Below are 14,053 nucleotides of genomic sequence, written 5' to 3'. Positions count from 1 at the left end.
TTAGATATGGGTATTCACACACATATAGTGCAAGTACCGTGCCAATTTCTTCAAAAAACAAAAATCCCTGTTTTTCAACGTTTGTATCGTTCCCATAATGACATTTTAACCCTAAGTGCCGAAAATTCAGCTTTTAATATTGCTCTGTGAAACATATTTTGTTATAATGCCATTATACAACATAATTATTGATTATTCACATATTAATTAAATATTAATAAATTTTCATAAAGAATGAAGAGGTATATATGGATAACAGACCAATCGGAATCTTTGATTCAGGAGTAGGCGGACTCACTGTAATGAGAGAAGTAATGGAGCAACTTCCTTACGAAAACATCATATATTTGGGAGATACCGCAAGAATTCCATACGGTTCAAAATCTGAGCAAACCATAAAAAAATATGCTAACCAATGCTCATCCTTCTTAAAGAGCAAGGATGTTAAAACCATTGTAATTGCATGCAACACAGCAAGCTCAATAGCTCTTGAGCACGTGCAGAACAATTTTGATCTTCCCATAATAGGTGTGATTAATCCCGGAGCAAAAAGTGCGGCTGCCGCTACAGAGAACGGAAGAATAGGTGTAATAGGTACAATTGCAACAATAAATTCTAATGCTTACCAGGCAAAAATTATGGAGTATCTCCACGATGCAGAAGTGATTGGGATTCCGTGCCCGCTGTTTGTTCCCATAGTTGAGGAAGGCTGGGAATACTCAAACGTAGCATTTTTGACTGCGGAAAAATATCTTGATGAATTGATTGAACACGATGTGGACACTTTGGTGCTGGGATGCACCCATTATCCTATTTTAAGGCACACAATCAAAAAAGTGGTTGGTCCTGATGTTAAGCTTGTCAATCCCGCATTTGAAACCGCAAGAGATTTGAAAAAACTGCTTACAGATGAAAACATGCTTAACGAAAATTACGATAAAGCCAGATACGAATATTACGCCAGCGATGCACCTGAACGCCTAAGAAGAATAGGAGGCAATTTTCTAAAGAAGGAAATTGATAATCTTTACGAAATCGCAATAGATAACCTTTAAAAAGGAGGTACAGAATGAATAATGCCAAAATAAAAATTACTACAGCCCAGACAATAGACAAAGCCGGAAACGAAGAAGTTATGGAGCTTGTTACCGAGGCCGAAAGACTTTTTCATGAAGATTGCATAGTTATAAATTATGATGAAAGTGACATAACCGAAAACACTTCTTCTAAAACAAGGTTGAAGATATACAAAGATAAATTAATACTGACCAAAGTTGGAGATATATCTTCAAGAATGGAATTTGAAGAAAATCAAAGCTACAGTAATATTTATTCAACACCTTACGGTAATTTCGACCTGGACTTCAACACCATGATATATGAGAATAATTTGGATGAGGTGGGAAATGGAACTGTCAAGATAGAATACCAAGTTGTTTTTGCCGGAAGTGAAAAAAGCTATAACAAATTAGCTATTGATATTTTTTAGGCAATCTTAACCTGTTTGATAAGAAAAAACAGGACTTACCGCCTGTTTTTCGGCATGTGGCGCTGATTTTTCGGCGCAGAAGGAGATTTATGGATATAAAATATTTTGATGCACTCATTCACGCAATAGATTTAATAAATGATGGAATTCATGTAGTTGACGCCTACGGTAAAATTGCTTATTACAATTCATCCGCAAAGCAGCTTGATGAAATCGATGTGGATAAAGCAATAGGAAGACATATTCTTGAGGTGTATCCTTCTCTTACCTTTGAGACAAGCACTCTGTTAAAAGTTTTACGAACAGGCAAGCCGATTTATAATGTTGAACAGAACTTTATAAATTATAAAGGTGATAAAATATCAACATTGAATTCAACAATCCCCATTTATTATAACAACAAGGTACTTGGAGCTCTTGAAGTTTCCAGAAATATAACTAAGGTCAGAGAATTGTCGGAAAAAATAGTAAACCTGCAAAAAGAACTGTATGAAAGGAACGACAGAGGGCACGACAAGCCGTCAAAACCTGTTGCAAAGTTTAATTTTCTTGACATCATAGGACAGAACAAAGAGATGCTTAAGCTTAAATCACTTGGAATAAAAGCGGCCATGTCTGATTCACCTGTTATGATAGCAGGGAGTACAGGAACAGGTAAGGAACTTTTTGTACAGTCCATACACAATTCCAGCAACAGAAAGCACAAGCCCTTCATAGCGCAGAACTGTGCGGCTCTGCCTTCTAACCTGCTTGAAAGCATATTGTTTGGCTCTGTTAAGGGTAGTTTTACAGGAGCAGAAAACAGACCGGGTTTATTTGAGCTTGCCGATGGCGGAACCTTGTTCCTGGATGAAATAAATTCCATGCCCCTGGAGCTTCAGACCAAGCTTTTGAGGGTTCTGCAGGACGGAAGGGTCAGAAGAGTAGGCTCAGCTACCACAATAGATGTTGATGTAAGAATTATATCAGCTATAAATACAGATATTAACTTAGTTGTAGAAACTAAGCAACTGAGACAGGACTTGTTTTTCAGATTGAACGTAATAACTCTCGTTATTCCTGATTTGTCAAAGAGGATAGACGACATACCTCTTCTTGTGGATCATTTTATAAAAAAATACGACGAACGATGCAATAAGTTTTTCAGCGGCGTTTCTAAAGAAGTGCTTGATATATTTACGGAATACAGCTGGCCGGGAAACGTCAGGGAATTGGAACACGCAATTGAAAGTGCCGTTTCGCTGTATGACGGAGAGCTTATAAGAGAAGAACACCTTCCTTTCCAGTTTAAAAACTACAGCAGGAGGAATAACAATTTACAAAACATCGGCGCGCTGCAACACTTGAATGCGGCCGTAGAAAAAGTCGAGCGCGATATTATAAAATCTGCCTTAGAGCAAACGGATTACAACATCACAAAAGCTGCAAAACTTATAAATGTTCCGAGGCAGACACTTCAATATAAAATTAAAAAGCTTGAAATACCAGGCTAAAAAATCTGCCCCCGCCGAAAAAAACGACGGGGGCAGATTTTTGAAACAATGAGGGATTTTATTTAGCCAATGAACGGGCATATACACTAGGTGTCTGGCTTGGCTCTAAACCTGTATGTTCTACTTTTCCTTTTTCTATAAATTCATATATCTTTGATTTAAACTTAATATCTTTTATGCCTCTTTTTGTTTTTATAGCCTCAATTTCTTCCTGAGTCAAAACTTCCTGGAGCTTTTTTTCTGTTTCTATATCAAATACCGGCTCTGCATTTTTGTCCTGTCCGAAATCCACAAAACACAGAGGAGGGAACATCACGCACCACCAATTGTTGCCTTCTGCCCTGCCTATTTCTATTCTTACGGCATCATAATAGCCTTCCGGAAGAACTATGTCCTCGTATATTTTCCGTGGAAACTTAAAATTCCCGTAATATACATTTATTTCATAATCATATCCTTCCTCTGAAATTATTTCCTCTGCTTCTTTTCTTATTTCATTTATCTTTTCTATAACTAAATCTTCGCTGTCATCTTTAGACGTTATGTTTTCAAATTCACTGTCAAACTTACTAATCACATGATTTCTGACCTTGTATTTTAACTGTTGGTCATAAACAGTGTTTGAATTTGCAATAACATGTAACCGTATAACTTTGTCATTTATTTTTGCCATTCCTGTGTATGCATCTACCGTATATGAAACGGCAACGGCAACGGCAACAAATATTACCGAAATTAAAATTTTTTTATAATAGCTCATACGCCCTCCCTTTATTTAACCAATCCGGTGCTTTTTATATCTACACTCAAATGTACATTTATGTCCGCTGCCTCAAAAACTTCATCATATTTGTCTTCGATTTTGTCGAACTCGGATTTGTGATACTTGTATAATTTATCTTTTATTCTGATAAGATCTGATCTGTAGTAATGCTGAAGCTTATCGACTGTATTTGAAGCCACATCTGATATCATTCTTGCAGACTCAGTCTTGATTTTATCCATAAAATTTTTATCCTGCAACTTGTCATTACCTACGATAAACGAATCTATGTAACAATATAGCGTAATATAATAATCAACGCTTAATTTATTATTTTTTAAATTTATATCTTCCGTCATGCTCACATCAACGGCACCCAGCCCTACGGTTGTATCATCAACAGATATATTGAAATTGCTGATATTGGCTCTGTCGGGATTTAATAAAACCATAATGATTTCAACTTCCTCCGGTTCCAAAAAACCCACCAGTTCGTATTCCTTAACAACGGCCGCCCTTTCCACTTTCAAGCTTTTATCGTTTACTTCCACAACCGGCACCATAACGTTTCCCGTCTGCCCCAAGTGGAGTATTGCCTCATCAAAGGTATAAACATCCTGGTAGCTTTCTCTTTTAAGTTTAACTAACATATCGCTCAAAAATCTGCCCACAATGGGATTGGTCGGTATTTCCATGTTTATGATGTCCTGAGCCTTTCCTTTGGCAATGCATATTTTAACTCTTCTGTTCATTTGAGGAGACCGCTGGATTTCGTCAAATATTTTTTTAAATGACTCCGGATCTCTGGCCACATCTTCTCCCAGTATTATTACCTGCATTAACCTGTCAGAAATGGCCTTTTCAGAATGGAGATAGCTGGTGCTGTAAAAATTCGCAAAATTTGTGCTTTCCTTTGAATAAACAATTCTCTGTTCCTCGCTGCCTTCATTTATTTTTGGAATTTCAGACGTAAAAGTCAGGTTCTTAGGATTTTTATCAATTCCCACAGCAAATAAGTATTCCCTTTTGTTGATTTCAAAGCTGTCCCAGCAACCTGTTAAAACTAATGATGTCAGCAGCATTAAAATTATTATTTTTATTTGTTTCATTTAAACCCCTTCGCTATAATCACGTAAAATCATAATATTATATGTTTTCTGTTCTATGCTTCTGCTTCCTTCTGTCCATCCATACAACGATAAGCGGTATGAAAAAATTCAGTCCGCTCAGCACTATTAACGGCCACTGTATGTACGGAAACATCATGTACATGCCGGGCAGAGCTGCAGCCATGGTATACAAAATGGGTATCTGGATGTAAATAAAATATCCGTCTTCTCTGGTCTTAAAAGTTTCCTGCATAGCAAGATTTGTAAAATATGCAATAATGCATATGCTTGTAAATGTAACTATTATTTGGAAGCATAATCCTACGATTTCAGTACTTTCAAAGAAAAATCCCGGTATATTAACAAATTTCATTACGGAAATAAATGGCCATACCATGTTTACAGCTTCCTTCATTCCGAATTTTACTACTATAAGCAGGTAGCATGCGGCATAAAGTACGGCACTTATTACGATAAATCTTTTATTTACCTTCATATTTTTTTCTTTAATTGACACCCTGCTGTTAGAAAACAAAAGTACGGAAAATCCGAAAAATCCCAGCATCGCTGCGGGAACTGACTTAACTATTCCTTTCACGTCTGCCGGAAAAATGGGAAACACATTTGTGTAATCAGCGTAATATGTTGAAAATATTATTATCAGTATATAAGGTATCAAGGCAATCAACACCGCTATATTAGCCAAATTTGCAATTGACTGTATTCCTTTTTTTGTCGCGTAACTGGCAATAAGCAAGAGAGATATTATTATTATGCTTATAGGTGTGTTGAAAAGCATCATAAGCTTTATCTGCTCCGCGAAATCTTTCAGCAATATGCTGTTTGCAGTAAGAAACATAAGTATGTAGTATACACCTGTGAGTTTTGCCAGGAATTTTGGAAATACCTTGTGGGATATACTTATTATTGTATCTTCCTTGTACTTTATCATCAGCCTGTTTATGGGTTTCATTGTAATATATATGAGAAATCCCGCCGCTATAATCGACATCCACCCAACAGGACCGTCTATCTCAGACAGTAACAGCGGCATCAAAATAGATTGAGAAACAAATGATACTAATATTAAAATTGATATATTTTGATATGGAGTAATATCCTGATCGAACATCTATTTTCCTTTCTCTTTTTCAAATTGAAGATATTTTGGTTTGTGAACCATTTTCTTGATTCTCGGTCTTATAATTGTATCCCTCAAGTCTTTTCTGTTATCAACAAAACTAGCTAAAGGAGTCATGTACGGCACTCCGCAGCTCTTAAGAGTGCAGAGGTGAATTATCAAAAGACAAAGCCCCAGTGATATGCCAAACAATCCGAATATTGATGCAAGAACTATAAAACCAAAACGAATCATTCTCAATGACGTGCTGAAATTGTAACTTGGTATCGCAAAGGCCGAAATAGCGGTCAATGCCACAATGATTACGGCCAAAGGAGTTATAAGCCCGGCCGCCACAGATGCCTGACCTATTACGATACCTCCCACAAGACCTATTGTTGATCCAACAGGACTTGTAATTCTTAAAGAAGCCTCTCTGACCAGCTCCATTACCAGCTCCATTAAAAGCGCCTCAAAATAAGGAGGAAAAGGAACATTTGCCCTGGAGGCCGCAACATAAAGTGCCAGCTGTGTTGGCAGAAGATTAGGATGGAACTGGGTTACTGCCACATAAAGAGCCGGAAGGAGCATAACTATTGGCAACGCCAAATATCGTATCATTCTGGTTACACACGACGGCATCCACCTTTCATAGTAATCCTCTGAGGACTGCATGAACGATACAAATATTGCGGGAGCAATGAGAACAGATGGAGTATTATCCACAGTTATCACGACTCTCCCCTCTAAAATTGCCGATGCAGCAGCATCAGGCCTCTCGGTGTTTTCAATTTGAGGAAACGGAGAATATATATCATCCTCTATCATTTCCTCAATATAAGAACTTTCCAGCACAGCTTCTATATCTATATTTTTTATTCTTTTCTCCACTGTTTCCAAGACTGTTTTATTTACAATATCCTCTATATATATAATTGCAATGTCTGTTTTAGATCTGCTTCCCACCTGCATGTATTTTACTTTTAGCTTTGGATCTCTTATTCTTCTTCTTATAAGTGTAATGTTTACCTTCATGGTTTCATTGAAACCGTCTCTGGCACCTCTTATAAGAGTCTCCGCCGAGGGCTCCTGCACGCCTCTCATTGGCCAACCTCTGGATGAGAGCATTATACCTTTTGAGCATCCGTCTATTAAAAGAACCGTCTCTCCGGAAAGCACCTTGTCAATGCATTCCTGAATAGTTTGAAGAGCTTGTATCTCTGTTACCGCTATATTGGTATTGGCAATTGCGTTCTGCAGCTCAGAATCACTTTTTTCCAAACTTTGCAAATCCATGTCCTTCATGAGCATTTGAACAGCAAATTCACTGATTGCTTCCTTTGTGGTCATTCCGTCAATATAAACCAAGAGCATCTTAGTTTTTTTGTTTTGACCGGCATCAATCTTTCTGAAAATGATGTCATTAGCATCCTTAAATATTTTTTTTAATTCCTTCTCATTTTTATTTAAATCTTTTTCTATATTAATATTCTCTAAGTTTTGTTTTTCGCCCATTTAAAACTCCTATATATTAATTGCAATTACAGCCGCCAGTGCCAGCAGTCCATAAACTATTCCAGTTGTTTTAACAATTTTATAATCTCTGTGAAATTTTTTCCGCTTCAATTCCTTGGCAGTTCTAAATATCAAAATAAAACTGATTATCAAAAACACCGTTATGGTGTCAGTATTAATCAACATTTTAATATCGTTGATAAAGTACATAACCCCTCCTATGCTTGTTCTACAATATTAGTAATATTTGCATTTTTAGGCTTTTTTATTCCAAATAATCAAATTTAGTTAAATAAAAAAATGTCTCATTGAGAGACATTTCTAAAAATACATTATTTTTTCGGAATTCGTTTGTTTTACATTTTATGTTTCTGCTTCTTCCTGACCAGAGTGGAAATATCTATTCCAAGCTTGAAAGCAGCCTCTTTCATAGTTTTCGAACTGTCTAAGGCTGTTTCTATTATAATTTTTTCATAATCATCAAGCTTGTCTTTCAGTGTCTTCCCGTCATACATAAATTTAGAATCTTCTTCCGGCGAATTGTTAAGCAAGAGCTGTTCCCTGAACAGTTTTTTGTCAATTGACGCCTCGTCTGTTATTAAAACCATACGCTCTATTATATTCCTAAGTTCTCTTATGTTTCCGCGCCAACCGTATACGAGAAAGCTTTCAAGGCAGCCAGTAGTAAAGTAACAGTTTTTGCCGTACTTGTTATTAAAATATTCAATAAACTGCTGAGCAAGGGGAATGATGTCTTCTTTTCTATGTCTTAGGGGCGGAACCACAAAAGATACCACATTCAGTCTGTAATACAGATCCGCTCTGAACTTCTTTTCCTCAACCAGCTGTGCTAAATCAACGTTTGTAGCTGCAATAATTCTTGCACTAAATTCTACAGGCGATGTTCCTCCTATTCTGTAAAACATCCTGTCATTTATGGAGCTCAAGAGCTTAACCTGTAAAGTGTACGGCATATCACCTATTTCATCCAGATATAGAATACCGCCGTTTGCCTCCTCGAAAAGACCCTTTTTGCCCCCTTTTTGAGCTCCTGTAAACGCACCTTCCTCATACCCGAAAAATTCTGACTCAAGCAGGTGTTCAGGAACTGCGCTGCAATTTATTTTTATAAATTTACCCTTATTCTTTTTGCTTATATTGTATATATACGTTGCTATAAAATCCTTTCCTACCCCTGTTTCTCCCAAAATTAATATTGTGCTGTCAACATTGGCAATTTTTTTAGCTTTATTGTATATATTTTTCATTTTTTCATTATTATTAATAGGCTCTTTCAGCTTGGTTTTAATTTCAAAATTCTCGTAATCACCATTAACAATAAACAAATTTTTTTCTTTAGTAATATTTTTCATTAATACATCCAGCTCTGATACATCTCTTATAACCGCTATGGTTTTTCTGAGATTTCCGTTTTCATCAAATATAGGCGAGCCGGAAACCAAACACCTCTGGCCTTTGTAATAATTGTTTATTGTAGAAACGGGACCATTTGTTTCAATAACTCTGGCACAGCAGGAATTAGGCAGCACATCCAGCTTTCTTAAATCATAAACCGACTTTCCTATTATCTGTTCTCTGGATAAACCCGAAAGATCAAGAAACGCATCATTTACATAGGTTGTTGTACCTTCTTCATCAGTTATATAAATACCGTCCTTAAGCTTGTTCAGCATTTCATTATATAAATATTTCTGGCTGCTTAGCCTGGTAATTTGCTTTTCCAATTCACTGCCTATAATTGAATCATAGAAGAAAAACAGAGACAGCTCATTTCCATAAAGTTTAAATTTATTATGAACAGCATAGTAAACAGAATTATCGATATATTTGACAGAGCTAATATTCTGATCCTCATCGCCCTTTATATCATGAAAATACATTGTTAATTTTTTATTTAAAATTTCTCCACTAACCTTACATATGTTTGCTTTAAAGTAATTATTGCAGTATAAAATATTGTATTTAGTGTCTGTTATAACAAATCCTATTGTAAAATCAACATTTTTAATTCTCATATTATTATCCTTAAATACGTATTATTAAAATTTTTAGTTAAATTTTCTAGACAGTATGATACAATAAACAGATACATACCTATCCTCTTATATTATACAAGTCCATATGCAATTTTGCAATAAATGCTTTTGTGAAATATGCAATTTTGCATATTGATAATTAATGGATTAACGTTTCTAAGATGTTAAATACAGTATTTTACATGCTTTTATTTATGGCATGACATTTGCTACTTATCTTAGTGCAAAAAAATTTAGGAGGATGATTATGAAAAAGGCAGTAATAGTATCTGCAGCAAGAACACCGATAGGATCATTTGGAGGATCGCTGACTCCATTGTCAGCGGTAGATTTGGGAGTTATTGCAGCAAAAGAGGCAATTAAAAGGGCAGGAATCGAACCAACAGCTGTTGAAGAAGTATATTTTGGAAATGTTCTAGGTGCTGGCCTGGGTCAAAATGTTTCCAGACAAGTATCTCTGGGATCAGGAGTCCCGGTTGAAACTCCGGCATTAACAATTAATATGGTATGCGGTTCAGGACTGAGAGCAGTGAGCATGGCTGCACAATTTGTTGAAAGCGGACAGTGCGACATTATATTATGCGGCGGAACAGAAAGCATGACAAACGCTCCTTACCTGCTTCCCAAAGCAAGATGGGGTCACAGAATGGGTGATGGCAAAATTGTTGACTACATGGTGTATGACGGATTAACTGACGTTTATAATCAGTATCACATGGGAATAACAGCAGAGAATGTTGCAGAGAAATACGGCATAACAAGAGAAGAGCAGGATAAATTTGCGGTTCAAAGCCAAAACAGAGCAGAAGAAGCGCAAAAATCCGGAAGATTTAAGGATGAAATAGTACCTGTGGAAATACCTCAGAGAAAGGGAGACCCAATAGTAATAGACACAGATGAATTTCCAAGACACGGTTCAACATTGGAGAAAACTGCAAAATTAAGGCCTGCATTTAAAAAGGATGGAACCGTTACCGCAGGTAACGCATCCGGTATAAATGACGGGGCAGCAGCTTTCATTTTAATGAGCAAGGAAAAAGCAGATGAGCTTGGAATTAAATATTTATGTGAAATTTCAGGCTACGCTTCAGCCGGAGTTGATCCTAAAGTAATGGGATTAGGACCTATTCCTGCTACTAAAAAAGCTTTGGCTAATGTAGGCTGGACTGTTGGAGACCTGGATCTTGTAGAAGCAAATGAAGCATTTGCATCACAGGCTATTGCAGTAACTCGTGATTTAGGACTGAATCCGGAAACTACAAATGTTAACGGAGGTGCAATAGCACTGGGACATCCTATAGGAGCTTCCGGAGCAAGAATTCTTGTTTCGCTTATATATGAAATGCAGAAACGAGATGCCAAGAAAGGACTTGCCACTCTTTGCATAGGCGGAGGAATGGGAACCGCATTACTTGTTGAAAGATAGTTTTTAGCGGAGGAAACGGCAGCTGAATAGGATGCCGTTCGTCAGAATTGGAAAGGTTTCCTTGCCTGACGGGAGGTAATATACCGGTTCAGCCGCTTAATTCCTCCTATTAATAAAAAAATTCAAGAGGAAGGTATGTATGATTAATAAAATTATTTCTGTGAAAGAAGCCGCAGAAAAAGTCCAGGATGGCATGACTGTAATGGTCGGCGGATTTCTGGCCAACGGCACTCCCGAAATTTTAATCGATGCCCTTGTAGAAAAAAATGTAAAAGACCTTATTCTGATTTGCAATGACACAGGTTTCCCCGACAGAGGCGTTGGCAAAATGGTTGTTAATAAACAATTCAAAAAAATTATTGCTTCCCATGTGGGAACTAATCCTGAAACAGCAAATCAAATGAACTCCGGAGAAACCGAAGTTATCCTTACACCTCAAGGAACCCTTGCAGAAAAAGTAAGATGCGGCGGAAACGGTTTAGGCGGATTTTACACACCTACAGGTATCGGAACCGAAGCTGAAACAGATAAAGAAAAGAAAGTTATCGACGAAAAAGAATATATACTTGAAACTCCGTTAAAAGCTGACGTTGCATTGCTGAGAGCGTCCATAGCCGATAAAAAAGGAAATATGGTTTTTAATAAAACAATGAAAAACTTTAACCCTTTGATGGCTACCGCTGCAGACACAGTAATAGTTCAAGCTGATAAAATAGTTGAAGTAGGCGAAATAGACCCTGATCATGTTATGTGTTCCGGTATATTCGTTGACTACATTGTCGGAGGTGATAAATAATGGATGCAAAAACAGTTATAGCAAAAAGAGTTGCACAGTTATTGCACGACGGAGATGTTGTAAATCTCGGTATCGGTCTTCCTACAATGGTGGCAAATTATATTCCTGAAGGAATCGATATCACATTTCAGTCCGAAAACGGATTTCTGGGACTGGGATCAGCGCCGGAATCAGGTAAAGAAGACTGGGAACTTGTTAATGCAGGCGGTATGCCTTCATCAATAGTCCCCGGCGGCATGTTCTTTGACAGCGCAACCTCTTTTGGTATAATCAGAGGAGGACATGTTGACGCAACAATATTAGGCGCAATGCAAGTCGACGAAAAAGGCAATCTGGCAAATTGGAAAATACCCGGTAAAATGGTCCCTGGAATGGGTGGAGCAATGGATCTTGTTGTAGGAGCGAAAACCGTTATTATATCAATGGTTCACACTCAAAAGGGAAAGCCTAAAATTTTAAAGCAATGCACACTTCCTTTAACTGCTAAGGATCAGGTAAATATAATTGTTACTGAAATGGCATTGATCAGAGTGACGGACAAAGGGCTTGTTCTTGAAGAGCTGGGTCCTGAAGCCACAGTTGAGGATGTAATTGCAGCTACAGAAGCTGATTTGATAGTTTCACCTGATTTAAAAAGATTTGGATTAGATGATTAATATATAGTAATAAAGAGTATTAAAATAAAATGTCCTTGGCAAAGGTAACCATTTTACATTAATACTCTTTTTTTTTCACTATTTTATCACATTTGTGGTATATTATATTTAAAAAAAATGTACAATAAATCTCGAGGGGTTGTATGATATTGAAATTTAGTTTAAAAAACAAACTTTTTTTAGCAATACTTTGTGTGTTAATTTTAAATGTCCTTATATCTGCCATACTTGGAACCACAATGTTCGACAAGCTTTATACCAATGACAAGATAAGCAGTCTTAAAAGCGGCGTTGAAAGCATAAAATCAAAATATTTAGCAGGAAATTTAAACGAAACTGTTGAAGAAATAATTAATTATGAAGTGCAAAACATGACCATTTGCATTTTTTCTTTGAATACCAAAACGGGAACAGGAGAAATTGAATACTATTCAAGGCAGAGATATTTTTCCACGAGTCCATTTGACAATGAAATTTTAAGGCTGATAGAAAGGCTTTATAGCGAAAATGCTTTTAATGAGCTATCTAACTCAAAATATTACATTAAAAATATAGAAACAGAACGCCCGGATAACAATATAACGGTTTTATCAAATATAAAAGAAAACACATATATCATAATGCAGACCCCAAAAAAATTCATAAATGACATTTCATATTCGGCCATAAAGTATTCTTTGTTAATTTCATTTTTTTCACTGCTGATTGCCGCAATAATAATGTACTTTGTTGCCGATAAAACAACACGTCCTATTCGACAGCTGCAGGTAATCGCAGATAAAATTTCAAAACTGAATTTTTCAGAAAGATGCTCCGTATTGTCGATGGACGAGGTGGGGCTGTTATCTGTGAGCATAAACAACATGGCTGACAAATTACAGGACTATGTTGAAAAATTAAAGGATGACCTTTTGAGACAGGAAAAAACCGATAACATGCGAAAACAGTTCATAGCTAACGTATCACATGATTTTAAAACTCCTCTGACGTTAATAATAAGTTACTCGGAAGCTTTAACCGACATGAAGGACATAGATGAGCCGACAAAAAAGGAATACCTTGATATAATAATTAACGAAGCACATAAAATGTCCGAGTTTGTTCAGGAACTTCTTAAACTGTCGCAGCTTGAGGTTGGAATAATAAAATTGGAAAAGTCCAATTTCAGCATAAATGATATTATTGATTCAACAATTTATAAAAATTTAATAATTTCAAATGAAAAAAATATTTCAATTGACAAGGAAATTTCTGAAAACTGCATAGTATTTGCAGATTATTTCAGAATTGAACAGGTATTTCAAAATCTGTACGAAAATGCAATTAAATACTGCAATCCCGGAGGCTCCGTGAAAGTATCCACCTCTATCTCAGATGATAAATGCAGAATTAGTATTTTTAATACCGGTAATCACATATCTGATGAAGATGTAGAAAATATTTTTGTAAGCTTTTACAGAGCTGATAAGTCAAGAAACAGTCTTGGGAGCTACGGACTGGGACTGGCAATTGTCAAAGTAACCATGGATATGCACGGTGAACGGTATGGTGTTAGAAATTTTGAAAACGGAGTTGAATTCTGGTTTGAGCTTGAGAATTCAGAAATAAATTTAAAAGCGGAGGATTAAT

The 14,053-nt window shown here is 36.5% G+C and carries 13 protein-coding genes; 7 read left to right on the top strand and 6 right to left on the bottom strand.

Annotation, left to right across the window (positions count from 1 at the left end):
- The first annotated feature begins 248 nt into the window (after nt 1–248).
- The 3 genes from murI to RBQ61_RS03695 all read left to right on the top strand — a co-directional run bounded on the left by murI (nt 249) and on the right by RBQ61_RS03695 (nt 2,982).
- The gene (murI, locus tag RBQ61_RS03705) at nt 249–1,055 is read left to right on the top strand and encodes a glutamate racemase (RefSeq protein WP_308139176.1); all 807 of its coding nucleotides are present in this window, start codon (nt 249–251) and stop codon (nt 1,053–1,055) included.
- A gap of 14 nt (nt 1,056–1,069) precedes the next feature.
- On the top strand, nt 1,070–1,489 hold the full coding sequence (locus RBQ61_RS03700) for a DUF1934 domain-containing protein (protein ID WP_308139175.1): 420 nt from the start codon (nt 1,070–1,072) through the stop codon (nt 1,487–1,489).
- An 89-nt stretch (nt 1,490–1,578) separates the two neighbouring features.
- Nucleotides 1,579–2,982: a sigma-54-dependent Fis family transcriptional regulator gene (locus RBQ61_RS03695; RefSeq protein ID WP_308139174.1), complete on the top strand. Its 1,404-nt coding sequence runs from the start codon at nt 1,579–1,581 to the stop codon at nt 2,980–2,982.
- A gap of 58 nt (nt 2,983–3,040) precedes the next feature.
- Here RBQ61_RS03695 and spoIIR read toward each other — a convergent pair whose 3' ends face one another.
- From spoIIR to RBQ61_RS03665, 6 genes are all read right to left on the bottom strand, one after another.
- Nucleotides 3,041–3,742, bottom strand: a complete 702-nt coding sequence (gene spoIIR, locus RBQ61_RS03690) for a stage II sporulation protein R (protein ID WP_308139173.1) — start codon at nt 3,740–3,742, stop codon at nt 3,041–3,043.
- Between the two features lie 11 nt (nt 3,743–3,753).
- Entirely contained in the window at nt 3,754–4,854 is a 1,101-nt protein-coding gene (locus RBQ61_RS03685; protein ID WP_308139172.1) for a Ger(x)C family spore germination protein, read from the bottom strand.
- Between the two features lie 37 nt (nt 4,855–4,891).
- Nucleotides 4,892–5,986, bottom strand: a complete 1,095-nt coding sequence (locus tag RBQ61_RS03680; protein WP_308139171.1) for an endospore germination permease — start codon at nt 5,984–5,986, stop codon at nt 4,892–4,894.
- Entirely contained in the window at nt 5,987–7,489 is a 1,503-nt protein-coding gene (locus RBQ61_RS03675; protein ID WP_308139170.1) for a spore germination protein, read from the bottom strand.
- 9 nt (nt 7,490–7,498) lie between these two features.
- The gene (locus RBQ61_RS03670) at nt 7,499–7,699 is read right to left on the bottom strand and encodes a CLC_0170 family protein (RefSeq protein ID WP_308139169.1); all 201 of its coding nucleotides are present in this window, start codon (nt 7,697–7,699) and stop codon (nt 7,499–7,501) included.
- A 146-nt stretch (nt 7,700–7,845) separates the two neighbouring features.
- Nucleotides 7,846–9,525: a sigma-54-dependent Fis family transcriptional regulator gene (locus RBQ61_RS03665; protein ID WP_308139168.1), complete on the bottom strand. Its 1,680-nt coding sequence runs from the start codon at nt 9,523–9,525 to the stop codon at nt 7,846–7,848.
- A 268-nt stretch (nt 9,526–9,793) separates the two neighbouring features.
- Here RBQ61_RS03665 and RBQ61_RS03660 point away from each other — a divergent pair, with 268 nt between their 5' ends.
- From RBQ61_RS03660 to RBQ61_RS03645, 4 genes are all read left to right on the top strand, one after another.
- Nucleotides 9,794–10,972, top strand: coding sequence for an acetyl-CoA C-acetyltransferase (locus tag RBQ61_RS03660; RefSeq protein WP_308139167.1), 1,179 nt, complete (start codon nt 9,794–9,796; stop codon nt 10,970–10,972).
- Between the two features lie 139 nt (nt 10,973–11,111).
- On the top strand, nt 11,112–11,768 hold the full coding sequence (locus RBQ61_RS03655; protein ID WP_374049897.1) for a CoA transferase subunit A: 657 nt from the start codon (nt 11,112–11,114) through the stop codon (nt 11,766–11,768).
- Complete coding sequence (locus RBQ61_RS03650) at nt 11,768–12,424, top strand: 3-oxoacid CoA-transferase subunit B (RefSeq protein ID WP_308139166.1); 657 nt, start codon at nt 11,768–11,770, stop codon at nt 12,422–12,424. Before RBQ61_RS03655 ends, RBQ61_RS03650 begins: the two co-directional genes overlap by 1 nt.
- A gap of 143 nt (nt 12,425–12,567) precedes the next feature.
- Complete coding sequence (locus tag RBQ61_RS03645) at nt 12,568–14,052, top strand: cell wall metabolism sensor histidine kinase WalK (RefSeq protein WP_308139165.1); 1,485 nt, start codon at nt 12,568–12,570, stop codon at nt 14,050–14,052.
- The last annotated feature ends 1 nt before the right edge of the window (nt 14,053 follow it).

It is taken from the genome of Sedimentibacter sp. MB35-C1 (assembly GCF_030913635.1).
Lineage (GTDB): Bacteria > Bacillota > Clostridia > Tissierellales > Sedimentibacteraceae > Sedimentibacter.
The sequence above is the reverse complement of the archived record's forward strand: the minus strand, read 5'-3'. Positions and strand labels throughout refer to the sequence as shown.

Bases quoted from the DNA above. Each gene is read 5' to 3' on its own strand.
- RBQ61_RS03670 (WP_308139169.1), bottom strand. From the start codon at position 7,699: ATGTACTTTATCAACGATATTAAAATGTTGATTAATACTGACACCATA.
- RBQ61_RS03655 (WP_374049897.1), top strand. From the start codon at position 11,112: ATGATTAATAAAATTATTTCTGTGAAAGAAGCCGCAGAAAAAGTCCAG.
- RBQ61_RS03645 (WP_308139165.1), top strand. From the start codon at position 12,568: ATGATATTGAAATTTAGTTTAAAAAACAAACTTTTTTTAGCAATACTT.
- RBQ61_RS03685 (WP_308139172.1), bottom strand. From the start codon at position 4,854: ATGAAACAAATAAAAATAATAATTTTAATGCTGCTGACATCATTAGTT.
- RBQ61_RS03650 (WP_308139166.1), top strand. From the start codon at position 11,768: ATGGATGCAAAAACAGTTATAGCAAAAAGAGTTGCACAGTTATTGCAC.
- RBQ61_RS03680 (WP_308139171.1), bottom strand. From the start codon at position 5,986: ATGTTCGATCAGGATATTACTCCATATCAAAATATATCAATTTTAATA.
- spoIIR (WP_308139173.1), bottom strand. From the start codon at position 3,742: ATGAGCTATTATAAAAAAATTTTAATTTCGGTAATATTTGTTGCCGTT.
- RBQ61_RS03695 (WP_308139174.1), top strand. From the start codon at position 1,579: ATGGATATAAAATATTTTGATGCACTCATTCACGCAATAGATTTAATA.
- murI (WP_308139176.1), top strand. From the start codon at position 249: ATGGATAACAGACCAATCGGAATCTTTGATTCAGGAGTAGGCGGACTC.
- RBQ61_RS03700 (WP_308139175.1), top strand. From the start codon at position 1,070: ATGAATAATGCCAAAATAAAAATTACTACAGCCCAGACAATAGACAAA.
- RBQ61_RS03660 (WP_308139167.1), top strand. From the start codon at position 9,794: ATGAAAAAGGCAGTAATAGTATCTGCAGCAAGAACACCGATAGGATCA.
- RBQ61_RS03675 (WP_308139170.1), bottom strand. From the start codon at position 7,489: ATGGGCGAAAAACAAAACTTAGAGAATATTAATATAGAAAAAGATTTA.
- RBQ61_RS03665 (WP_308139168.1), bottom strand. From the start codon at position 9,525: ATGAGAATTAAAAATGTTGATTTTACAATAGGATTTGTTATAACAGAC.